At 64.7% G+C, this 21,253-nt stretch carries 19 protein-coding genes; 5 read left to right on the top strand and 14 right to left on the bottom strand.

Going from position 1 to position 21,253, the window contains the following annotated elements; genetic code table 11:
* Nucleotides 1-2: 2 nt before the first annotated feature.
* Nucleotides 3-734 carry an HAD family hydrolase gene (locus MC381_RS01935; RefSeq protein WP_251976035.1) on the top strand — a complete coding sequence of 244 codons (732 nt, stop codon included), beginning with the start codon at nucleotides 3-5 and terminating at the stop codon, nucleotides 732-734.
* 60 nt (nucleotides 735-794) lie between these two features.
* Here MC381_RS01935 and yihA read toward each other — a convergent pair whose 3' ends face one another.
* Nucleotides 795-1,421, bottom strand: a complete 627-nt coding sequence (gene yihA / locus MC381_RS01930; RefSeq protein WP_251976034.1) for a ribosome biogenesis GTP-binding protein YihA/YsxC — start codon at nucleotides 1,419-1,421, stop codon at nucleotides 795-797.
* A 222-nt stretch (nucleotides 1,422-1,643) separates the two neighbouring features.
* Here yihA and MC381_RS01925 point away from each other — a divergent pair, with 222 nt between their 5' ends.
* Nucleotides 1,644-2,282 carry a thiol:disulfide interchange protein DsbA/DsbL gene (locus MC381_RS01925; RefSeq protein ID WP_251976033.1) on the top strand — a complete coding sequence of 213 codons (639 nt, stop codon included), beginning with the start codon at nucleotides 1,644-1,646 and terminating at the stop codon, nucleotides 2,280-2,282.
* 4 nt (nucleotides 2,283-2,286) lie between these two features.
* On the top strand, nucleotides 2,287-3,090 hold the full coding sequence (locus MC381_RS01920; RefSeq protein WP_251976032.1) for an endonuclease/exonuclease/phosphatase family protein: 804 nt from the start codon (nucleotides 2,287-2,289) through the stop codon (nucleotides 3,088-3,090).
* Between the two features lie 111 nt (nucleotides 3,091-3,201).
* Here MC381_RS01920 and nuoN read toward each other — a convergent pair whose 3' ends face one another.
* From nuoN to ndhC, 13 genes are all read right to left on the bottom strand, one after another.
* Nucleotides 3,202-4,653: an NADH-quinone oxidoreductase subunit NuoN gene (gene nuoN, locus MC381_RS01915; protein WP_251976031.1), complete on the bottom strand. Its 1,452-nt coding sequence runs from the start codon at nucleotides 4,651-4,653 to the stop codon at nucleotides 3,202-3,204.
* Nucleotides 4,650-6,173: an NADH-quinone oxidoreductase subunit M gene (gene nuoM / locus MC381_RS01910; RefSeq protein WP_251976030.1), complete on the bottom strand. Its 1,524-nt coding sequence runs from the start codon at nucleotides 6,171-6,173 to the stop codon at nucleotides 4,650-4,652. Before nuoM ends, nuoN begins: the two co-directional genes overlap by 4 nt.
* A gap of 90 nt (nucleotides 6,174-6,263) precedes the next feature.
* Nucleotides 6,264-8,117: an NADH-quinone oxidoreductase subunit L gene (nuoL, locus tag MC381_RS01905; protein ID WP_251976029.1), complete on the bottom strand. Its 1,854-nt coding sequence runs from the start codon at nucleotides 8,115-8,117 to the stop codon at nucleotides 6,264-6,266.
* Between the two features lie 8 nt (nucleotides 8,118-8,125).
* Nucleotides 8,126-8,434, bottom strand: coding sequence for an NADH-quinone oxidoreductase subunit NuoK (nuoK, locus tag MC381_RS01900; RefSeq protein ID WP_251976028.1), 309 nt, complete (start codon nucleotides 8,432-8,434; stop codon nucleotides 8,126-8,128).
* Nucleotides 8,431-9,075 carry an NADH-quinone oxidoreductase subunit J gene (nuoJ, locus tag MC381_RS01895; RefSeq protein ID WP_251976027.1) on the bottom strand — a complete coding sequence of 215 codons (645 nt, stop codon included), beginning with the start codon at nucleotides 9,073-9,075 and terminating at the stop codon, nucleotides 8,431-8,433. The genes nuoK and nuoJ overlap by 4 nt, the downstream gene beginning before the upstream one ends.
* A 78-nt stretch (nucleotides 9,076-9,153) precedes the next feature.
* Nucleotides 9,154-9,702: an NADH-quinone oxidoreductase subunit NuoI gene (gene nuoI, locus MC381_RS01890; RefSeq protein ID WP_251976026.1), complete on the bottom strand. Its 549-nt coding sequence runs from the start codon at nucleotides 9,700-9,702 to the stop codon at nucleotides 9,154-9,156.
* Nucleotides 9,703-9,714: 12 nt separating this feature from the next.
* Entirely contained in the window at nucleotides 9,715-10,698 is a 984-nt protein-coding gene (gene nuoH, locus MC381_RS01885; RefSeq protein ID WP_251976025.1) for an NADH-quinone oxidoreductase subunit NuoH, read from the bottom strand.
* Nucleotides 10,695-13,481 carry an NADH-quinone oxidoreductase subunit NuoG gene (gene nuoG, locus MC381_RS01880; RefSeq protein WP_251976024.1) on the bottom strand — a complete coding sequence of 929 codons (2,787 nt, stop codon included), beginning with the start codon at nucleotides 13,479-13,481 and terminating at the stop codon, nucleotides 10,695-10,697. Before nuoG ends, nuoH begins: the two co-directional genes overlap by 4 nt.
* 14 nt (nucleotides 13,482-13,495) lie before the next feature.
* Complete coding sequence (nuoF, locus tag MC381_RS01875; RefSeq protein WP_251976023.1) at nucleotides 13,496-14,836, bottom strand: NADH-quinone oxidoreductase subunit NuoF; 1,341 nt, start codon at nucleotides 14,834-14,836, stop codon at nucleotides 13,496-13,498.
* A gap of 43 nt (nucleotides 14,837-14,879) precedes the next feature.
* Nucleotides 14,880-15,395 carry an NADH-quinone oxidoreductase subunit NuoE gene (nuoE, locus tag MC381_RS01870; protein ID WP_251976022.1) on the bottom strand — a complete coding sequence of 172 codons (516 nt, stop codon included), beginning with the start codon at nucleotides 15,393-15,395 and terminating at the stop codon, nucleotides 14,880-14,882.
* Between the two features lie 11 nt (nucleotides 15,396-15,406).
* Nucleotides 15,407-17,212 (bottom strand): NADH-quinone oxidoreductase subunit C/D, encoded by a 1,806-nt coding sequence (gene nuoC, locus MC381_RS01865; RefSeq protein ID WP_251976021.1) that lies wholly within the window; start codon nucleotides 17,210-17,212, stop codon nucleotides 15,407-15,409.
* Nucleotides 17,213-17,299: 87 nt separating this feature from the next.
* On the bottom strand, nucleotides 17,300-17,980 hold the full coding sequence (locus MC381_RS01860; RefSeq protein ID WP_251976020.1) for a NuoB/complex I 20 kDa subunit family protein: 681 nt from the start codon (nucleotides 17,978-17,980) through the stop codon (nucleotides 17,300-17,302).
* A gap of 119 nt (nucleotides 17,981-18,099) precedes the next feature.
* Complete coding sequence (gene ndhC, locus MC381_RS01855) at nucleotides 18,100-18,552, bottom strand: NADH-quinone oxidoreductase subunit A (RefSeq protein ID WP_251976019.1); 453 nt, start codon at nucleotides 18,550-18,552, stop codon at nucleotides 18,100-18,102.
* A 570-nt stretch (nucleotides 18,553-19,122) separates the two neighbouring features.
* Between ndhC and thiD the strand changes: the two genes are divergently transcribed.
* Both thiD and dctP read left to right on the top strand, forming a co-directional pair.
* Nucleotides 19,123-19,944, top strand: a complete 822-nt coding sequence (thiD, locus tag MC381_RS01850) for a bifunctional hydroxymethylpyrimidine kinase/phosphomethylpyrimidine kinase (RefSeq protein WP_251976018.1) — start codon at nucleotides 19,123-19,125, stop codon at nucleotides 19,942-19,944.
* 158 nt (nucleotides 19,945-20,102) lie between these two features.
* Nucleotides 20,103-21,134 carry a TRAP transporter substrate-binding protein DctP gene (gene dctP / locus MC381_RS01845; RefSeq protein WP_319022822.1) on the top strand — a complete coding sequence of 344 codons (1,032 nt, stop codon included), beginning with the start codon at nucleotides 20,103-20,105 and terminating at the stop codon, nucleotides 21,132-21,134.
* Nucleotides 21,135-21,253 lie beyond the last annotated feature (119 nt).

The following is a 21,253-nucleotide window of genomic DNA, read 5'->3' as shown; positions in this document are numbered from 1 at the left end:
CCATGGCACTCGATGCGATCACCTTCGATCTGGACGACACGTTGTGGCACAACGGTCCGGTCATGGCACACGCCGAGCCGACCCACTACCAGTGGCTGGTCGAGCAAATCGACGCGTGCGCCGAGGTGGCCACCTCGCTGGCGGACTCCTTTCCGCTGGAAGCCTATCAGCGCCTGCGCGCCTCGCTGATGCAGCGCTTTCCGCTGAGCCGCGGCGACCACAGCTGGATTCGCGAACGCGCCATGTTCGAGCTGCTGCAGGTGCACGGTCTCGACGAGGAGCGCGCGCGGACCTGGGCCGCGGCCGGGTTCGACCGTTTCATGCAGCTACGCCATACGCTCGAGCCCTTCCCCGAGGTCGAGCCGATGTTCGAAGCCTGGGCGCAGCGCTATCGCCTCGGCATCATCACCAACGGCAACGTCGACGTGCGCCGGCTCAAGCTCGACCACCACTTCGACGTGATCATCCTGGCCGGCGAAATGCACGCGCCCAAACCCGATACCCGCCCCTTCCTCTCTGCCCTATTCCAGCTCGGAACCGTGCCCTACCGGGCGCTGCACGTCGGCGACAACTGGGAGGAGGACGTGCTCGCGGCCCAGCGACTGGGCATGCACGCGGTGTGGATCGACGCCAAGAACGAGGGCGAGCGGGAGCTGCCGCCGCGCGTGCACCGCGTCACGCATGTGCGGGAGTTGCCGGAGATCGTGGCTCTGCTGGACGACCGCATTCGCTAGCTCGCGACGATCGCCGACCATGACTAGCGCGAGCACCAGTCCGTCAGAAAGCCGACAAGATCAGGCGTCGGCGCTCGCCAGCCAACGGTCCATCACGGCGTAGGTCTGGTCCAGCCCCTGCCGCTTGAGCGAGGAGAACAGCTGCACGCTGACGAGGTCGTCCCATTCGCCTAGCTGACGCTTGACGCTTGCCAGCGAAGCCTTGGCCGGCCCCTGCTTCAGCTTGTCGGCCTTGGTCAGCAGGATATGCACCGGCAGATCGCGGTCGTCGGCCATCTCCAGCAGCTGGATGTCGAACTCGCTCAACGGATGACGTACATCCATCAGTAGAATCAGCCCGGACAACGTGCGCCGGCGGCGAAGGTATTGAGCCAGATGCGCCTGCCACTCCTTCTTCATCGCCTCCGGCACCTTGGCATAGCCGTAGCCGGGCAGGTCGACCAGACGGCGAGCGTCATCGCTACCCAGACTGAAGAAGTTGATCAACTGGGTACGCCCGGGGGTCTTGGAGGTACGCGCCAGCGCCTTCTGCTGCGTCAGCGCATTGATCGCACTGGATTTACCCGCGTTGGAGCGGCCGGCAAAGGCGACCTCGATACCGTCGTCGGCCGGGCACTGGGCCAGCTTGGGGGCGCTGATCATAAAGCGCGCCGTCTGATAATTGAGGCGTGGCGGCGTCGAGGTCATGGCTTGGCTCGGCAGACTGGGTGGGAGATCTTCGGCGCGCAGTGTACCACGCTCGCCCTGGCGTCTCCGATGTCGGCGGGCCTACGCTTTTTGGCGTGTTTCTGTCAGGCTAGTGAGAAGCGTTCGCTAGCAGGCTAGCGAGGGAACCTCCCGGTTTCCCGGCGCTCCAATCATGCAGGACGCATTACCGGTAACCTTTCCGACATTCAGGAGCAGTAACGCATGATCAAGTCATTTGTGGCCCTGTTGGCTGGCATTACCTTCTCGAGTGCCGTCATGGCAGCGGATATCGTCGAGGGCGAGGACTATCAGGTCATCGACAATCCGATGAAATCCCAGGCGCCGGCCGACCAGATCGAGGTCACCGAAGTCTTCTGGTATGGCTGCCCGCACTGCTACGCCCTCGAAGAGCCGCTCAACGAATGGGTCGATCAACTACCGGACGACGTCACCTTCGATCGCATGGCCGCGCCGTTGGGGCAGATCTGGGAGCAGCATGCCAAGGCGTTCTATGCCGCCGAGGAACTGGATATCGAAAGCGACCTGCGCCAGGACTTCTTCGATGCGATCCATCAGCAGGGTCAGCGCCTGACCGACGAAGATGATATTGCTGCCTTCTTCAGCCAATACGGCGTGACCGAAGACGAGGCGCACAAGGCGCTCGAGTCGTTCGGCGTGAAGAGCCAGATTCAGCAGGCCAGCGCGAAGATGCGGGCCTACCAGCTGATGGGCGTGCCGGACCTGATCGTCGACAACCGCTACGTGGTGACACCGGATTCCGCGGGTTCGCTCGACAACATGCCGCGTATCGCCAGCGCCCTGATCGACAAGGTTCGCGAGGAACGCGCCGAGGCCGAGTAAGTCCATGGCAGCCACATCGAAACCCGCCAGCGAGATTGCGCCGACCTTGCGCCTGCTGACCTGCAACCTGCAGGTCGGCATCCACACCTCGGCCTATCACCACTACGTTACCCGCAGCTGGCAGCACCTGTTGCCGCACCCCAAGCGCAGCTCGCGTCTGGATCGGGTGGCGAGCACGCTGTCGGGCTTCGATATCGTCGGTCTGCAGGAGGTCGACGGCGGCAGTTTCCGTTCGAGTCAGGTCAATCAGGTCGAATACCTGGCACGCCGCTCCGCGTTCGACTTTCACTTTCAGCAGCTCAACCGCGACCTGGGGCAACTCGCCCAGCACAGCAACGGGCTGCTGTCGCGCCTCGCCCCCAGTCGCATCGACGAGCACCGACTTCCCGGCATGCGCGGACGCGGCGCCATCCATGCCCGCTATGGCGAGGGGCCGGAGGCCCTGCATGTGTTCGTCGCGCACCTGGCCTTGAGCCAGCGCGGTCGGGCACGTCAGCTCGACTATCTTGGCGAGCTGATCGAGCCACTGCATCACGTGGTGGTCATGGGCGACCTCAACTGCACGCCGGAACAATTGATGACGCATTCGCGCTTCTGCCGGGCACTGCAGTTCAACCCGCTCAAGCCGCTCGCCAGCTATCCCGCCTGGCAGCCACGCCGGGCGCTAGACCACATCCTTCTCTCCGCCTCGCTCAAGGCCGAAGCCCCACGCGTGCTGGAAGCGATGTACTCCGATCATTTGCCGGTGGCCGTGGATATCCACCTGCCCGCCGCCTGCCGCTTCAGCATCGGCCTGACCAGCGCCTGAACCGAATTCGCGACACGTCGCCCCTCCTTTTACTGCCAGAACGCTGCCGAAGAGGCGTTCTGACCGGGGATCGGCACGAACCGCCGTGGGGCTATCCCGTTACGTGCCCCGTCACGAGCCCGAAGCCACCCAATGCACCCAGTCGATCATCGGCGTCGGGTAAAGTCCCAGCAGAATGACCAGCGTGGTCACGCCGAGCACGACCATGCCGCCGGCCCGTTCGGCCCAGTCGTGCGTGGCATCACGCCGCTGCATACCCGGCTCGAGCAGGAACAGCGTGACCATCACTCGCAGGTAGTAATAGAGACCGATGGCGCTGCCGAGGACCACACCACCAACCAGCCACCAGCGGCTCGCCTCGACCCCGACGGCGATGATATAGAACTTGCCGATGAAACCGGCAGTAAACGGGATACCGGCCAGCGACAGCATTGCCACCGCCATCACCGCGGTCAGATAGGGGCGGCGCCAGAACAGGCCGCGGTAGTGGTGCAGCGGGCTGGCATCCGCCGTACCGCCGGTAGCGGTATAGGGACTCGAGACCAGGGTGACCACGCCGAAAGCCCCGAGCGTGGTCAGCACGTAGGTCACCAGATAGATGCCGACCGTTTCGACGGCCAGCCCGTCGTTGACCACCAGCGCCACCAGCAGATAACCGAAGTGGGCGATCGAGGAGTAGCCCAGCAAGCGCTTGAGATCGCTCTGGGTCAGCGCCAGCAGGTTGCCGACCAGCATGGTCACCAGCGCAACAAAGCCGAGCAGGTCATGCCACCAGCCCTCGTGAAGCGCCAGCGCCGACTGGAACAGCCGCAGCAGTACCAGGAAGACCGCCACCTTGCTCGCCGTGGCGAGGAAGGTCGTCGCCGGTCCCGGTCCGCCCTGATAGACGTCCGGCGTCCACAGATGAAACGGCACGATGGAGAGCTTGAACGCGAGACCGACGAGCATCAGCCCCGCCCCGGCGAGCAGCCAGGGATCGCTGCCGTGGGTCGCCAGCGCCTCGCCCAGGGCGGTAAAGGCGAGCGTGCCCGTCACCGCGTAAAGCAGCGCCATGCCGAAGAGCAGAAAGGCGGTGGCAGCAGCCGACAGCACCATGTACTTGATGCCGCTCTCGAGCGCGCCGCGATCGCGGAAGGTGTAGGCCAGCATGCCGAACAGCGGCATCGATAGCAGCTCGATACCGAAGAAGAGCGTCGCCATGTGGCGGGCGGAGACCAGCACCAGACCGCCGGCCGCGGCGCTTGCCAACAGCAGGTAGAACTCGTCGCGCGGCCCCTCGTAGCCTTCCAGGTAGTGGTGGGCCAGGGTCACGCAGGCGAGTGTCGCCACCAAAATCAGCACGCCGCCGAAGCGCGACAGATCGTCGACCACCAGCAGGTCGGTGACGTCGACCGTGCCCAGCGGCCAGCCGAATAACAGCAAGAGCAAGGCCACATTGAGCCCGACCGCCGTCAGAATCGCGCTGAGGGTATGGTTGCGCCGCCAGGCGATCGACAGCATCACACCGATGACCGTGAGACAGATGAAGATCAGCGGCGAGATGGCCATCATCACGGCATTCATTGGACACCTCCTGTCATCGTCCCGGCCGCGAAGGCATGCTGCACCACCTGCATCGCGCCAGCCGACGTCTCCAGCAGCGGCTGCGGATAGAGCCCGAAGAAGATCACCAGCGCCACGATGCCGAACAGCAGCACCGTCTCGCGCCGATCAAGGCCGTCGAGCGAACTCTCCGCCTTGGGCGGCCCGTAATAGACCCGCTGCATGATGAACAGCGAGTAGATTGCCGCCAGGATCAAGCCGATGCTGGCAATCGCCACGACCCAGGGCGCCACGCCGAAACTGCCGAACATCACCATGAATTCACCGACGAAGTTGGCGGTGCCGGGCAGGCCTAGCGAGGCCGCCACGAAGACGAGCGCGAAGCCGGGCAACCCCCGGATACGTCCCCAGAGGCCGCCCATCTCGCGCATGTCACGTGTGTGCAATCGCTCGTAGAGCTGGCCGGAGAGAATGAACAGGCCGGCCGCGGAGAAGGCATGCGCGACCATCAGCGCCACCACGCCCTGCAACGCCAGCTCGGTACCGGCGTAGATACCGATCAGCACGAAGCCCATATGCGAGATGCTGGTATAGGCGATCAGACGCTTCAGGTCCTGCTGGCCGCAGGCGAGAATCGCGCCGTAGAAAATGCCGATCAACCCCAGTGTCATGGCGACCGGGGCAAAGGCCTGTGAGGCCTCCGGAAATAGCGGCAGGGCGAAGCGCAGCATGCCGTAGGCGGCGGTTTTCAGCAGGATGCCGGCAAGATCGACGCTGCCCGCCGTCGGCGCCTGCGCGTGGGCATCCGGCAGCCAGCCATGCAGCGGCACGACCGGCAGCTTGACCGCGAAGGCGACAAAGAAGCCGAGCATCAGCCACCAGGCCACGTGCTCGGGCAGCGGCGTGTCGAGAAGCTCGGCGTAGGCGAAGGTGTACGTCCCGGTAACCGCGTGATGCGCGAAAACCAGACCGAGGATCGCGATCAGCATCAACAGGCCGCTGGCCTGGGTATAGATGAAGAACTTGGTGGCCGCGCCGATGCGCGAGCTTCCCAGGGAACCGCTGTGCCCCCACAGCGCGATCAGGAAGTACATCGGCACCAGCATCATTTCCCAAAACAGGAAGAACAGGAACAGGTCGATGGCCAGGAAGACACCCACCACGCCGCCCAGAATCCACAGCAGGTTCAGGTGGAAGAAGCCGACGCGACGCACGATCTCGCGCCACGAACAGATCACCGCCATCGCTCCGAGCAGGCCGGTCAGCGCGATCATGATCAGCGACAGCCCGTCCAGCGCTAGATGAACCTGGATCCCGAAACGCGGAATCCAGTCCGCCTGCCACTCCAGCGTCCAGGCGCTGCGCGCGCCTTCGGTGGGAAGGCTGAAATCGGCGCCGACCCACAGCGCCAGTACCATCGCGAGCTCGAGCAGCATCGTCGCCAGCGCGATCCAGCGCGGCGCCTGATCGCCGAAGCGCTCCGCCTGCCAGCAGAGCAACCCGCCGATGAAAGGGATCAAGATCAGCCAGACTAACGTCATGAGTCTATCTTCCGCCAACGAGTGAATTCCGTGGCCGGCCCGGCAACGATCGTCACCGGAACCGCCTTGTCCATGCGCCGCGTGCGCATCTCAGCCCACCAGCAGGAAGGCCAGCAGCAGCGTGCTGCCGAGCACCATCGAGAGCGCATAGTCGCGCAATCGGCCGGTCTGGGTCCGCCGCAGCCCCCGGTGCGCACTGCGCGCCAGCCAGGGCGCGATATTGCAAAGCGCATTGATCCAATCGCCACGATTGATGCGCACCAGGCCGCGATAGGGCCGCACGAAGAACCAGTCGTAGAGCGCGTCGAAGCCCCAGGCGTGGTGCCAGACCTGCCACAGACGTGCACCGCGCGGATCGGCGACGGCCCGACGCACCAGGTCACGACGACGCTGGAACAGCCATAGCGCCAGTATCACCCCGCCCACCGCCACCAGCATGGCGATGATCTCGAGCGCGTGCGCCGCCGCCCCTTCGCCCTCGGGGCCCGGCGGCAGCACGTCAGCGAGCGGCGGCGTCAGCTGCGCGCCGACGGCAGTGGACATCACGATCAGCACGATCAGCGGCAGACCATGTACCAGCCCCTTGCCTTCATGCGCCTCGCGAGCGTGGTCGCTCTTCGGCCGACCGTGGAAGGTGCCGAGAATCAGCCGCATGGTATAGATCGAGGTCAACAGGGCACCGATCAGCCCGGCCAGCATCAGAATGCCGTGGCCGGAGGCCAGCGCGGAGACCAGAATCGCGTCCTTGCTGTAGAACCCCGCCGTCACCAGCGGCAGCGCTGCCAGCGCGGCTCCGCCGACGACGAAACCGGTGTAGGTGAGCGGCAGCTTGCGCCACAGCCCGCCGAGCCGCCGCATGTCCTGCTCGTGATGGGTACAGATGATCACCGAACCGGCGGAGAGGAACAGCAAGGCCTTGAAGAAGGCATGGGTCATCAGATGGAAGATCGCCGCATCATAGGCCCCGACGCCGAGCGCCAGGAACATGTAGCCGATCTGGCTCATGGTCGAGTAGGCCAGCACCCGCTTGATATCGGTCTGCGCCAGCGCGGCGAAACCGGCCATCAGCAGCGTCAGCGCACCGATGATACCCACCAGCAGCTGAATGTCCGGCGCCAGCGCCAAGATCCCCTGCGTACGCGCGATCAGATAAACCCCGGCGGTGACCATGGTCGCCGCGTGGATCAGTGCCGATACCGGCGTGGGGCCGGCCATGGCGTCAGCCAGCCAGGTCTGCAGCGGCAGCTGCGCGGACTTGCCGACCGCCCCACCTAGCAGCATCAAAGCGGTCAGTTGTGGCATCACGTCGCCGCTGCTCCAGAGCGTCGGCGCCCGTGCCAGCAGTGTCTGGATATTGAGCGAACCCAGCTGCACGAAGAGCAAAAACATGCCGACGGCGAGAAAGACGTCACCGGTGCGGGTGACGACGAATGCCTTGAACGCTGCCCAGCCGTTGGCCGGCGTGCGGTAGTAGTATCCGATCAGCAGGTAGCTGCAAAGGCCGACGCCCTCCCAGCCGAAGTAGAGCAGCAGCAGGTTGTCGCCCAGTACCAGCAGAATCATGCTGAACACGAACAGGTTCATGTGACAGAAGAAGCGTGTCACGCCCTCTTCGCCACGCATGTACCAAGCCGCGAACAAGTGGATAAAGAAGCCGACGCCGGTGATCACGCCGAGCAGCGTCAGCGAGAGGCCATCCAGCATCAGACCAATGGTCGGCTGGAAGTCGCCGACCGAGATCCAGTGCCACAGCGTCAGCGTTCTGGCGGCCTTGCCGTGGTCGTAGAAATCCAGGCCCACGGCCAGCGCGCAGAGGGCCGCGAGGCCGACTGCGACCACGCCCACGGTGGCACTGGCGCGTTCGGAGAGCCGGCCGTAGGAGAGCGCCAGGATCAGCGATCCCAATAGCGGGAAGACAAAGGTACCTACGAGCGAGAATTCCATGAAAGAGCTCATCCGCGCATCCTGCTGGCCGCATCGATATCGAGAGTCCGGAAGCGACGGTAGAGCTGCATCAGCAGCGCCAGCCCCACGCTCGCCTCGGCGGCAGCCAGGGTGATCACCATGAGGAACATCACCTGGCCATCCGGCTGCTCCCAGCGGGTACCGGCAACAATGAACGCCAGCCCTGCCGCGTTCATCATGATCTCCAGGCTCATCAGCACGAAGACCATATTGCGCCGCGTCATCAGCCCGGCCAGTCCCAGCGCGAACAGGATCGCCGCCAGCGCCAGGCCGTGCTCCATGGGAATACCGTTCATGTCCGCCCCTCCTGCGATCGATTCGTCGAATCGGCGGTCGCCGGACGAGGCGCCGCCAGCGGTGTCTCCTGGGGCGCCGGCCGTGGTACCGCAGCGCCGGCATCGCTCTGTTCGCGCTGACGCTCGCGTGCCAGATCGGCCTCATCGTGCGCTTCGCTGCGACCGAGGTGCGAGGCCGCCACCAGTGCCGCCAGCAGCAGCATCGCCGCCAGCTCGACGACGACCAGGTAAGGACCGAAGAGCAGCGTACCGACCTCCTTCGCCATCAGGGTATCGCCACGGATCACGCCGTCCTGATTACCGCCAAACAGGGTCACGATCATCACCACCAGCAGCACTGCCGCCAGGATGGCGGGCCCACGCCAGACCCGTGGAGAGAGCCAGGCACGCTCCTGCGCGACCGCGGAGTCGCCGAGATTGAGCATCATCACCACGAAGACAAACAGCACCATGATCGCGCCAGCGTAGACGATGATCTCCAGCGCCCCGGCGAAGGGCGCCCCGAGTGCGAAGAAGACCATCGCCACGGCGATCAGCGAGACGATCAGATAGAGCAGCGCATGCACCGGATGCGTGCCGGTCACCACCCGCAGCGTGGCCAGTACCGCGACCAGCGCGCTCAGATAAAACGCGATTTCCATGCTTCTCTCCCCAACGACGGCAACCATGCCGCCGCTCACCCGTTGACCGTTTCGATTGCCCGCCCGGTGCCAGCCGATTCACGGCAGCAGCGACTTGACGTCGATCGGCTCGGCTTCGTTCTGGGCCTCGCCCTTGTCCTTGCCGGCGATCGACAGCCCTGCCACGCGATAGAAATTGGTGTTGTGGTCCTTGCCCGGACCATCGATGAGCAGATCCTGCTTCTCGTAGACCAGCTCCTGGCGCCGGAACTCGCTCATCTCGAAGTCCGGCGTCAGCTGGATCGCCGAGGTCGGGCAGGCCTCCTCGCACATGCCGCAGAAGATGCAGCGCGAGAAGTTGATCCGGAAGAACTCCGGATACCAGCGGCCATCCTCCTTCTCGCCCTTCTGCAGCGAGATACAGGCCACCGGGCAGGCCACCGCGCAGAGGTTGCAGGCGACGCAGCGCTCCTCGCCGTCCGGATCGCGGGTCAGCACGATGCGTCCGCGATAGCGCGGCGGCAGATAGACCTCCTCCTCCGGGTACGAGAGCGTCTCACGCTTGCGCCAGGCGTGACTGAACACCATCCACAACGTGCGCAGCTGCGTGCCGGTGCCCGTGATGATCTTCTGAATCTGACTCAGCATGATCGCGCTCCTCTACGCGGCCGGATCGATGAGCAGGATCATCGCTCCGGTTATCAATAGATTGACCAGTGTCAGCGGCAGGCACACCTTCCAGCCGAAGCTCATCACCTTGTCGTAGCGCGGACGCGGCAACGCGGCGCGCAGCAGCACGAACAGCACGACGAAGAAGGCGGTCTTGAGCAGGAACCAGACGATCGGTGGCAGCAGCGGACCATGCCAACCGCCTAAGAAGAGCGTGACCAGCAGCGCCGAGATCAGCACGATGCCGATGTACTCGCCGACGAAGAACATGCCCCATTTCATGCCGGAATATTCGATGTGATAGCCATCGGCCAGCTCCTGCTCCGCCTCCGGCTGATCGAAGGGATGCCGGTGCGTGACGGCGATGCCGGCGATGACGAAGGTACAGAAACCGAAGAACTGCGGCACGATGAACCAGAGGTTCTCCTGGGAATTGACGATGTCGCGCATGTTGAACGAGCCGGTCATGGCGACGATGCCCATCAGCGCCAGCCCCATGAACACTTCATAGGAGAGCGTCTGGGCCGAGGCGCGCAGCGCCCCGAGCAAGGCATATTTGTTGCCGCTGGCCCAGCCGGCGAAGAGCACCGCATAGACATTGATACCGGCCATGGCGAAGAAGAACAGGATGCCGATATTGAGGTCAGCGACGCCCCAGCCAGGCGTAATCGGGATCACCATGAACGAAAGCAGCAGCGATGCCATGGCGATCGCCGGCGCCAGCACGAAGAAGGTGCGATCGGCGAACGGCGGAATCCAGTCTTCCTTGAAGAAGATCTTGAGCATGTCGGCGACGATCTGGAAAAGCCCCAGCGGCCCGACCCGGTTGGGGCCGTAGCGGTCCTGCCATAGTGCCAGCAGGCGCCGCTCGAACATGCTCAGCAGCGCACCGGCTAGCACCACGGCAAGCAGGATGACAACGGCCTGCAACATCGCGATCAGGGTGGCTGCGACCTGCGGCGTCCACCAGTTCATGAGCGTGCCTCCCCGGTGCCGATATCACGCGCTCCCGGCGCCACCCGCCCACGGCGGATCGTCCCCGGTGTCAGCGCCGGCGCCGCCTCGGGCACGCTGCCGGCGGGCAGCCCGACGATACCGTTGGGCAGGCTCGGGCTGAGCCGCGCCGATAACACGAACGTCGCCTCGCCAACGGTGATCGACACCGGCGCCCCGGCATCGATGCCGAGTCGCGCGGCATCGGCATGACTCAATGCCACCCGCGGTGGTGCCATGCGCGCCTGGATCGGCTCGGCGCGACGCGACATCTCGTCGCCACCGAAGAGCTGCGGCAGATCGACGATCTGCCATTCGTGCTCGCTGCGTGCAAAGGCATCGGGCAGGGTGGCGCAGTAATCGCCGCTGGCGGGCTGTACCGGAAACAGGCGCACGCCGGGATCGCCGGCACGCAGATGACCACCGACTTCATCCTGGAACTTGTTCCACGCCTGCGGCGAGTTCCAACCGGGCGCCCAGGCAAAAGCCACCTCACGGCGTGGCTCGCGGTAGCCCGAATAGCCTTCCATCGAGAACGCGAACGGCGTGTCGAGATCGACCGACGCCCGCGGCTCGTTGACGTCGAGATTGGCGCGCATCGCGGTGCGCCCGCTGTAGCGGTGCGGTTCCCGCGCCAGCTTCAGGCCATGGATACGGAACAGCGACTCCGGCGTGTTGCGATGCAGTGCGGCAAGCGCCGGCGCGACACCGGCCACGGCCTCGGTCAGCTCATCGAGCACGATGGTCTCGACCGTCTGGCGCTCGAGCGTCGCCTTGAGGGCGTGCAGCCAGCGCCAGCTCTCGCGAATTCGTGATTCCGGGCGCAGGTAACTCGGGTCGAAGACCTGATAGAAGCGCTGGGCGCGCCCCTCGAGGCTGACCAGGGTCCCGTCGCTCTCGGCGAAGGTTCCGGCGGGCAGCCCGATATCGGCACGTTCCCAGGTCGTGGTGCGCTGGTGGTCGATCACCACCACGCAGCCGGCCTCGGTCAGTGCCGCTTCCACCCGCGCTGCCGACAACCGGGTATACAGGTCATTCTCGAGAATCACCACGCCATCGGCATCGCCATGCTCGAGCCGCTCCAGCGCCCAGTCGAGCGACTCGCCGCCGAGCAGGCCGAGTCCGACGCTGTTGGCTTCTCGGCGAATCAGTGTCAGGCCCGCCTCGGCCTTCTGACGCCGGGCCAGCGCCCGGGCGACGTTGCCGGCGGCCTCGATGATCGCCATGTCGCCGAGCGAGTCGCCGGCGATCACCAGCGGCCGCTTCGCCGCCAGCAATGCGTCGGCACACCGTTCGGCGAGGCGGGCAAGCTCCGCCTCGAGATCGGCGACCGCCGGCGCGGTCGGATCGAGCGCGTGGGCCACAGCGAAACCGAGGCGAGCGATGTCCTGCGGCGCGGCTCGCCAGGCGTGCGCGGCGATGCCGTCGAGCTTGGTCGCCTCCGGCGTCGCCAGGAACAAGGGATGGCCGGCATCCTGGGCAATGGTCTTGATCGCCTCGGCATTCCAGTCCGGAATGCCGCGCGTCGCCCCCAGTTCGGCACCTTTGCCACGTACCGCCTGACGTACGCTAAGCCCGACCCGCGCAGCGCTCTGGATAAGATCTTCACCCAATACCAGCACGGCGTCGGCGTGTTCGATCTCGCGCAGGCTCGGCGTGGCCACGCCGGTCTCGCGGTTGAGCGCCTGCATGCGCCGGATCCGCGTCAGCTCGCCGGCTTCGATGCCGGTGGAGAAATTCGCCTCGCCGACCAGCTGCGCGAGCATGTGATTGCTCTCCAGGCTGGCCCGGGGCGAGCCGATACCGATGATCCGCTTGGCGCCACGCAGGCTGTCGGCGGCGCAATCGAGCGCGGCGTCCACCTCCAGCGTCGTCGGCGACTCGGCCAGCGCTCTCTCGTGGCTGCGCTGGCGCCATTCCGGGCGCGTCGGGCGATCCTGGCGGTTGACGTAGCCATAGCCGAAGCGGCCGCGATCGCATAGGAAGTAGCCGTTGACGTCACCGTTGTAGCGATTCTCGATGCGTCGGATATCGCCGTAGCGCTCGCCGGGACTGATGTTGCAGCCGGCGGCGCACTGATGGCAGATGCTCGGCGCGAACTGCAGGTCCCACTTGCGCGTGTAGTGATCGGAGTGGGTCTGGTCGGTGAACACGCCGGTCGGGCAGACTTCGGTCAGGTTGCCGGAAAACTCACTCTCCAGCGTGCCCTCCTCGTAGCGCCCGAAGTAGACGTTATCGTGCGCGCCGAAAGCACCGAGATCCTCGCCGCCGGCGTAGTCCTGATAGAAGCGGGTACAGCGATAACAGGTGATGCAACGGTTCATCTCGTGAGCGATGAACGGCCCCAGGTTCTGATTGCGGTGCGTCCGCTTGCGGAAGCGGTAGCGGCGCCGATCGTGGCCGGTCATGACCGTCATATCCTGCAGGTGACAGTGGCCACCCTCCTCGCACACCGGACAGTCGTGCGGGTGATTGACCATCAGCCATTCGATCACCGTCTCGCGGAAGGCCTTGGCCTCGTCGTCGGCGATCGAGATATAGGCGTCGTCCTTGACCGGCGCCATGCACGACATCACCAGCATGCCGCGATCGTCGTCGGCATCCTTATACTGCTTTACCGCACACTGGCGGCAGGCGCCGACGCTGCCCATCGCCGGATGCCAGCAGAAATAGGGAATATCCAGCCCCAGCGAGAGACAGGCGTGCAGCAGGTTGTCGCTGTCTTCGACCTCGTAGTCGTTACCGTCGACATGAATGGTAGCCATGCGTCGAACTCCTCCTACACGCTGCCGACCGGAATCGGGTCCGCGTGGGCTTCTCCCCGGGGTCGGGAGATGCCGCGCTCGAACTCGTCACGGAAATAGTGAATGGCGGAGGCCAGCGGCATCGCCGCCCCCGGCGCATGGGCGCAGAAGGTCTTGCCGGGGCCGAGATCGCGCGCCATCTGCTCGAGCAGTTCGATATCGCCCGGCTCGCCCTCGCCCGCTTCCAGCGCGCGCAGCAGCTTGACGCTCCATGGCAGGCCGTCGCGACACGGCGTGCACCAGCCGCAGGATTCGCGGGCAAAGAACTCTTCCAGATTGCGCGTCAGCGAAACCAGACTCTGGTTGTCGGCGACCACCGTGATCAGGCCGGTCCCCATGCGGCTGCCGGTGCCGCCGATGGTGTCGAAGTCGAGCGCCAGCTCGAGATGCTCCGGCAGCAGGAAGCCGGTACTGCCGCCGCCGGGCAGCCAGCTCTTGAGCGTCAGGCCATCGCGCATGCCGCCGGCCCGCTCGAGCAGCTCGCGACCGCTGGTGCCCATCGGCAGCTCCCACAGCCCTGGCTGCTTGACCTTGCCGGAGGCGCCGTAGAGCTTGGTGCCGCCGTCGTCGCTGAGCTCGCCGGAGAGCGCCTGAAACCAGTCGGCGCCGTGGGCGACGATCCCCGGCACGTTGCAGAGTGTCTCGACGTTGTTGACCACGGTGGGCAGCCCCCAGGCACCCGACTGGCCGGGAAACGGCGGTTTGGCACGCGGGTTGGCGCGCTTGCCTTCGAGCGAGTTGATCAGGGCCGTCTCTTCGCCGCAGATGTAGCGACCGGCGCCGGTATGCAGGGCGATATCGAAATCCCAGTCGCTGCCGTTGACGCGCTTGCCCAACCAGCCGTTGGCGCGGGCATCCGACAGCGCACGCTGGATCGAGGCAGCGGCGCGATGGTATTCACCGCGCAGGAAGATGTAGCCCTGCTTGGCGCGATTGGCATAGCCGGCCAGGATCATCCCTTCGATCAGCAGATGCGGCTGCTGCTCCATCAGCAGGCGATCCTTGAACGTGCCCGGCTCCATCTCGTCGGCGTTGCAGACGACATAGCCGCGCGGCACGCCCTCGCCCTTCATGGTCAGGCTCCACTTCATCCCGGCAGAGAAGCCAGCCCCGCCCCGGCCACGCAGGTTCGCCGCTTTGACCTCGTCGGTCAGCGACTCGAATGTATGCTTGTCGAGCGCCTGGGCAACCGCCTCGTAGCCATGGGTGCTGCGATACTCGTCGAAGCTGACGGGGCTTTCGTCGTCGTGGAGACGAAAGGTGAGCGGATGCGTCTCCGGGCGACGCTCGCTGGCGGGCTGCAGAATGCGGCTCATGTCTCGCTCCCCCACGTCATGCGCGTCGGCTCTTGCCTCGGAATCATGGGTAGGCCTCCAGCAGTTTCGGAATGTCTTCCGGCGTCACCGGGCCATGCAGCGTTTCGCCGATCAAGACCGCCGGCCCGCGATCGCAGGCCCCGAGACAGCAGACCGGCAGCAGCGTGAAGCGCCCGTCCGCCGTGGTCTGCCCCATGTGGATGCCCAGATGCTCGATAAAGGCATCGCGCAGGGCCTCGTAGTCGGTCAGGAAGCAGGAGCTGCTGTCGCAGATCAGGATGACGTGACGCCCCACCGGCTGGCGGAAGATCAGGCTGTAGAAGGTCGCCACGCCCTCGACGTCCGCCGGACGGATGCCCAGCGTGTCGGCGATCGCGGGAATGGCGCCATCCGGCACATAGCCCAGGCGCTTCTGCACGATTTTCAGCGCCTCGATACTCGCCGCCTGCGGATAGGGATAGTGCGAACGCTCCTCGAGTATCGCCTCGCGGTCCGCGGGATCGAGGGCGAAGGCATCGCTGGCGATGCGGGCGCCGTCATCGGCGGTTGTCTGGTTCATGTCGGCCATCCTCATCGGTCCACGTCGGCCATGACGAAGTCGATACTGCCCAGATGCGCGATCAGATCGGGCACGAAGCCGCCGCGCATCACGGCGGGAATCTGCTGCAGATGCGGGAAGCTGGGCGTACGAATGCGCGTACGGTAGCTCATGGTGCTGCCGTCGCTGGTCAGGTAGTAGCTGTTGATGCCCTTGGTCGCCTCGATCATCTGCAGCGACTCGTTGGCCGGCAGCACCGGCCCCCAGGAGACCTGCAAGAAATGCGTGATCAGGGTCTCGATGTGCTGCAGCATCTTTTCCCGTGGCGGCGGCGTGGTCAGCGGGTGGTCGGCCTTGTAGTCGCCGGCCGGCATGTGATCGATGCACTGCTGCAGGATGCGCACGCTCTGGCGCATCTCCTCGATGCGCATCATGCCGCGGTCGAAGGCGTCGCCATTGGCGGCCGTCGGCACCTCGAAGTCAAAGTTTTCGTAGCCGGAATAGGGGCGCGCCTTGCGCAGGTCGAAATCGAGGCCGGTCGCGCGCAGGTTGGGCCCGGTGACCCCCCAGTCAAGCGCGTCCTGGGTCGTGAAGGCCGCCACGAAGCGCGTGCGATCGCGCACGATGGCATTCTCCATCATTGCCTTCTCGTATTCGGCAAGGCGCTTGGGCATCCAGTCGACGAAGCCCTGGACGAGCTTCTCCCAGCCCTTGGGCAGGTCGTGTGCCGTGCCGCCGATGCGATACCACGCCGGGTGCATGCGGAACCCGGTGATCGCCTCGATCACCTCGTAGGCCTTCTGGCGATCGGTGAAGGTGAAGAATACCGGCGTCATCGCGCCGAGATCCTGCAGGTAGGTACCCAGAAACAGCAGATGACTATTGATGCGGAACATCTCCGCCATCATGACGCGAATTGTCTTGGCACGATCGGTCACCGTGATGCCGGCGAGCTTCTCCACCGCCATCACATAAGGCAGGTTATTCATCACCCCGCCGGTGTAGTCGATGCGATCGGTATAGGGGATGAAGCTGTGCCAGGACTGGCGCTCGGCCATCTTTTCCGCGCCGCGATGGTGATAGCCGATGTCCGGCACGCAGTCGACGACCTCCTCGCCGTCGAGCTGCAACACGATGCGGAAGGCGCCATGCGCCGAGGGGTGGTTGGGGCCGAGGTTCAAGAACATGAACTCGGTCTCTTCACCTTCACGCTTCATGCCCCAGGCCTCGGGGTCGAAACGCAGCGCCTCCTGCTCGACCTCCTGCCCCTTCACCGTCAGTGTGTAGGGGTCGAACTCGGTCGCCCGCGCGGAGTAATCCTTGCGCAGCGGATGACCATGCCAGGTCGGCGGCATCATGATCCGGGTGAGATGCGGGTGGCCGGCGAAATCGATGCCGAAGAGGTCGAAGACCTCGCGCTCGTACCAGTTGGCATTGACGAAGATATCGCTGACCGACGGCAGCGTCAGATCGCGCTCGGTAAGCGCCACCTTGAGCAGGATGTCGGCGTTCCGCTCGACCGACAGCAGCTGATAGAAGACGGTAAAGTCCGCTGGCGGCAGACCTCGTCGCTGAGTGCGCAGGCGCTCGTCGACGGCGCTCAGGTCGTAGAGCATCGAGAACGCCCCGCTCACCCGGCGCAGATAGTTCAGCGCGTCTCGCAGCTGCTCGCGCGGTACCCAGATAACCGGCATGCCGGTCAGAGTCTCCTGAGGCGCAACGCGGTCGCCACCCAATTGGCGGGTCAGCTCGGCGACGACGTCGTCGCTGTCGCGTTCGGCACCGCTGCGCGTCGACGCGGCGGTATTGGCAATTGACGTTTCATCGGCTGCGGTCATGGCTGGCGGCCCCGGTAGGGAAATCGACGGCCGGTCGACTGGCGTCCGGCGGGTTCGGTAACGGCACTCTCCGATCGCACAATCGGGCTAGATACCGTCCGGGGTACGCAGCTCCTTGACCGCAATTCGCCGGTCGCGATGCTTTTCGCGTTGGGAGGGCATTTCCGCGCGGTAGACGCCCTGATCGCCGACCACCCAGGAGAGCGGCCGCCGCTCCTCCTGAATCGAATCCTGCAGCAGTTGCAGCCCCTGCAGAAACGCCTCCGGCCGCGGCGGACAGCCCGGCACGTAGACATCCACTGGCAGGAACTTGTCGACACCCTGCACTACCGAGTAGATGTCGTACATGCCGCCGGAATTGGCGCAGGACCCCATCGAGATCACCCACTTGGGCTCTAGCATCTGGTCGTAAAGTTGCTGGATGACGGGCGCCATCTTGATGAAGCAGGTGCCGGCGATCACCATGAAGTCCGCCTGGCGCGGGGAGGCACGGATGACCTCGGCGCCAAAGCGCGCCACGTCGTGAGGCGCGGTGAACGCCGTGGTCATCTCCACATAACAGCAGGAGAGACCGAAATTGTAGGGCCACAGGGAGTTCTTGCGCCCCCAGTTGACCGCCGAATTGAGCACGTCTTCGAGTTTGCCCATGAAGACATTGCGATGAACCTGCTGCTTCATGGGGTCGTCGACGCCGTGCTGGCGTTGATCGAGGGGATAGCGATCAGCTGCGGAATCGCCCCCTTCCGCCCGGGTCAGGGTGTACTGCATGGTTAGCCTCAACAAACCAGATCGAAAATCGGTCGAGAGAGTCGCCTTGCTGCATCACGGTAGACGGACTCCCGTCGTTATCTTGTTGCCGACCGCGCCACCGGTCGTGCTTGCCGGACTCAGCGCGCATCGCGCGCGCCCGGTACGGCGGCCAGCTCCCGCGCCCGCGAGTCGGACTCGCGCCCGCGCTTGCGCGGCGCCCAATCGAGCGCCCCGACGCGAGCGTCGTAGACCAGGCCGGCCAATAGAATCAGGATGAAGGTCGCCGCCGCCGCGAACCCTGTCCAGCCCACCTCGCGGACGGAGACGGCCCAGCCGAACAGGTAGACGGCTTCGATATCGAAGATCACGAACAGCATGGCGACGAGATAGAACTTGACCGAGAACCGCTGCCGGGCGGTCCCCGCGCCGACGATGCCGGATTCGAAGGGAAGAGACTTGCTGCGTCCGCGACTTCTACCGCCCAACAGGCTGGCCGCGCCGATCATCAGGCCGCAGAGCGCAAATACGGCAACCACGAACAATCCCGTGGCCCAGTAGCTGGCGATCCATGCAGAGACCTGATCGGACATGCGTTCCCTCGCGAGACAGAGACGGCACTCGATGACCGGCGCCGTCATGATCATGCTGAAAGACTATGTCGTGCTGGCAACACCGTCATACTGACCATCACGCCGTGCTGCCAATAACGTCGTCGTACTGATAGCCGCGTTGTGGTGACGACAACCACGTTGCTGCGCCAATAGTAACGTCGATTTACCAAAAAATGATGTCGTCATGCCAATGGCTAATATCGGTGTATCGATTCATACCTTGCCGCCGAATCCGGCGCTTGGTGCTGCCCAAGCTCTCGGCCAAAAGACGGCACATCCGGCAATAAACCGTCATCGATCAAGCTATCAATTTTGTAAGTTTACGCCTTTCTTCGACGTTAACAAGCAGGCTAATGGAATTGAATCGGCGATGCCTTTCATCGTTATTTTCACGCATCGATCACCGCCGCGGACGCACATCGTCCGAATTCAACCCGAGGCACGCAAGGTGCGGCGACCAGACAGGACACACGGCGTCGAAGAAGCGTTGGGACAACCGAGCGTCCTGTTTTAGGCTAGTTGCTTTCCCGTCGCTTGCAATGTTGATCCATGGCTCCCGTACCGATACCGCATCTACTCACCATCGCCGGCTCCGACCCCTCCGGCGGTGCCGGCCTGCAGGCCGACATGAAGACGTTCTCGGCGCTCGGCGGCTACGCTACCAGCGTGATCACCGCCGTGATTGCACAGAATACCCAAGGCGTGCAGGCGGTCGAGCCGGTGTCGGCCGGCATGATCCGAACGCAGCTCGACAACCTGCTCGACGATGTCGCCATCGATGCGGTGAAGATCGGCATGGTGGCCAGTCGCGAGGTGGCGGAGACGATCGCCGAGGCGCTGTTGCGGCATCGCCCGCGCTGGATCGTGCTCGACCCGGTCATGGTGGCCAAGAGCGGGGATCGTCTGGTCGACGATGAGGGACTGCGCGCGGTTCGCGAGGTACTGGTACCGCTGGCCGACGTGATCACACCGAACCTGCCCGAGGCCGCGGCGCTGCTGGGCACACCGACACCGCGGGATCTCGCCTCGATGGAACAGGCTGTTACCGCACTCTCGGCCCTCGGGGCCCCTTGGGGATTGCTCAAGGGGGGGCACCTGACGCTGTCGCGCTGTCCGGATCTGCTATGGACACCGGCCGGCACGCGCTGGCTCGAAGCACCGCGCCTGGCGACGCAAAACCTGCATGGCGCCGGCTGCGCACTCTCCTCGGCAATCGCCGCCGAGCTGGCGAAGCTGGCGCCGGACGAACGCCGTGCCGACGACGCGATCGAGGCGGCCAAGGGATGGCTACATCGCGCGCTGGAAGCCAGCGAGCGACTTTCCGTCGGCCGCGGCAAGGGGCCACCGCATCACTTTCATGCCTGGTGGTAGCAGCCGGCCCCGAGCGCACCGACGTGTTACAGTGAACTTTCGCGCGATGGCAGCGCGGCGTCGCGACGCACGGTCCGAGCGACCTCGTCAGTTGACAGATGCCGCCTGCTGTCCTCTTCTGAATCGGGTGAATAACGACTAAAGGTATCCGTATGCAGATGCGCAGCATTGCAACCGGCGTGATTGCCGCCACCATGATGACCACCGCCTCCGCCGCCTTCGCCGACACTTGGCGCTTCGGCCTCGAGGAAACCGAAGGCAGCGTGCAGTACGAGTATGCCGAGGCCTTCAAGCAGCTTATCGAAGAAAAGAGCGGCGGCGACATTACCGTCGAGATTCTGCCTTACGGCGTGTGGGGCTCCAGCTACTCGACGCTCTACGATGCCATCCAGAGCGGCGCGATTCCGCTCTCCTTCGGCTCCGGTTTCCTCGGCGGCACGGTCCCCGAAAGCCAGTTGATGAGCCTCAACTATGTCATGCCCAACGACCAGCAGGAGACGGCGGAGATTCTCAATTCCGACGCCTTCATGCAGAGCGATGCCTGGCAGCAGTCGTTCCGCGAGCGAGACCTGGTACCGCTGGCTGCCCTGCCCGAAGGCGCTCAGGTCTGGACCGCCAACAAGGAGATCCACACGCCGGAAGATATGCAGGGGCTGCAGATCCGCGTAATGGACAACAGCCTGCTGCGCGCCACCTACGAAGCCTACGGCGCCGCGCCGATCACTATCGCCTACGGCGAGCTCTACAGCGCCCTGCAGCAGGGCCAGGCGGAAGGCAATATCCAGCCGGTCTGGGCGCACGAGAACATGGGCTTCTACGAAGTTCAGGACGACATGATTTTCGCCGGGCAGTCGCAGTTCATCGCCAACCTGATCTCCAATCAGGAGTGGTACGAAGGGCTTTCCGACGAGCAGCAGCAGATGCTCGTCGAGACCATCGACGAGATGGTGCAGAAGGGCCACGAGATCCAGGCTCAACTCAACGAAGAGCGCCTGAGCACCATCCAGGAAAACAGCGACATTAACATCATCCGCCTGGATGAAGAGCAGCGTAATCGCTTCCGTGAGCTGGCTCGCCCGATTCGCGAGGAATTCGTCGACATGGTCGGCGAGCGTGGCGGCGAAGCCCTCGATATCATCCTCGAGCAGGTCGAAGCCAGCGAATCCGGTTCCAGCGACACCGGCGCCTGATTGGCGAAAGACAAACCGCTGATGGTGGCCCGCCCATGGGCGAGCGGGTCACCGAGTCACAAAAAACCCGGAAGCCATGGCTTCCGGGTTTTTTATGGCTCGATGGCCAGCGTGGCGCC

Origin of the sequence: Salinicola avicenniae (genome assembly GCF_023736115.1) — a bacterium.
GTDB lineage: Bacteria > Pseudomonadota > Gammaproteobacteria > Pseudomonadales > Halomonadaceae > Salinicola > Salinicola avicenniae.
The sequence above is the reverse complement of the archived record's forward strand: the minus strand, read 5'-3'. Positions and strand labels throughout refer to the sequence as shown.

What these genes read in the sequence shown, in the direction of transcription:
- nuoF (WP_251976023.1), bottom strand. Translation starts at nt 14,836, where the DNA reads ATGAGCCGCATTCTGCAGCCCGCCAGCGAGCGTCGCCCGGAGACGCAT.
- thiD (WP_251976018.1), top strand. Translation starts at nt 19,123, where the DNA reads ATGGCTCCCGTACCGATACCGCATCTACTCACCATCGCCGGCTCCGAC.
- nuoE (WP_251976022.1), bottom strand. Translation starts at nt 15,395, where the DNA reads ATGAACCAGACAACCGCCGATGACGGCGCCCGCATCGCCAGCGATGCC.
- yihA (WP_251976034.1), bottom strand. Translation starts at nt 1,421, where the DNA reads ATGACCTCGACGCCGCCACGCCTCAATTATCAGACGGCGCGCTTTATG.
- nuoL (WP_251976029.1), bottom strand. Translation starts at nt 8,117, where the DNA reads ATGGAATTCTCGCTCGTAGGTACCTTTGTCTTCCCGCTATTGGGATCG.
- MC381_RS01935 (WP_251976035.1), top strand. Translation starts at nt 3, where the DNA reads ATGGCACTCGATGCGATCACCTTCGATCTGGACGACACGTTGTGGCAC.
- nuoI (WP_251976026.1), bottom strand. Translation starts at nt 9,702, where the DNA reads ATGCTGAGTCAGATTCAGAAGATCATCACGGGCACCGGCACGCAGCTG.
- dctP (WP_319022822.1), top strand. Translation starts at nt 20,103, where the DNA reads ATGCGCAGCATTGCAACCGGCGTGATTGCCGCCACCATGATGACCACC.
- MC381_RS01860 (WP_251976020.1), bottom strand. Translation starts at nt 17,980, where the DNA reads ATGCAGTACACCCTGACCCGGGCGGAAGGGGGCGATTCCGCAGCTGAT.
- nuoN (WP_251976031.1), bottom strand. Translation starts at nt 4,653, where the DNA reads ATGAATGCCGTGATGATGGCCATCTCGCCGCTGATCTTCATCTGTCTC.
- MC381_RS01925 (WP_251976033.1), top strand. Translation starts at nt 1,644, where the DNA reads ATGATCAAGTCATTTGTGGCCCTGTTGGCTGGCATTACCTTCTCGAGT.
- ndhC (WP_251976019.1), bottom strand. Translation starts at nt 18,552, where the DNA reads ATGTCCGATCAGGTCTCTGCATGGATCGCCAGCTACTGGGCCACGGGA.
- nuoJ (WP_251976027.1), bottom strand. Translation starts at nt 9,075, where the DNA reads ATGGAAATCGCGTTTTATCTGAGCGCGCTGGTCGCGGTACTGGCCACG.
- nuoM (WP_251976030.1), bottom strand. Translation starts at nt 6,173, where the DNA reads ATGACGTTAGTCTGGCTGATCTTGATCCCTTTCATCGGCGGGTTGCTC.
- nuoC (WP_251976021.1), bottom strand. Translation starts at nt 17,212, where the DNA reads ATGACCGCAGCCGATGAAACGTCAATTGCCAATACCGCCGCGTCGACG.
- MC381_RS01920 (WP_251976032.1), top strand. Translation starts at nt 2,287, where the DNA reads ATGGCAGCCACATCGAAACCCGCCAGCGAGATTGCGCCGACCTTGCGC.
- nuoH (WP_251976025.1), bottom strand. Translation starts at nt 10,698, where the DNA reads ATGAACTGGTGGACGCCGCAGGTCGCAGCCACCCTGATCGCGATGTTG.
- nuoG (WP_251976024.1), bottom strand. Translation starts at nt 13,481, where the DNA reads ATGGCTACCATTCATGTCGACGGTAACGACTACGAGGTCGAAGACAGC.
- nuoK (WP_251976028.1), bottom strand. Translation starts at nt 8,434, where the DNA reads ATGAACGGTATTCCCATGGAGCACGGCCTGGCGCTGGCGGCGATCCTG.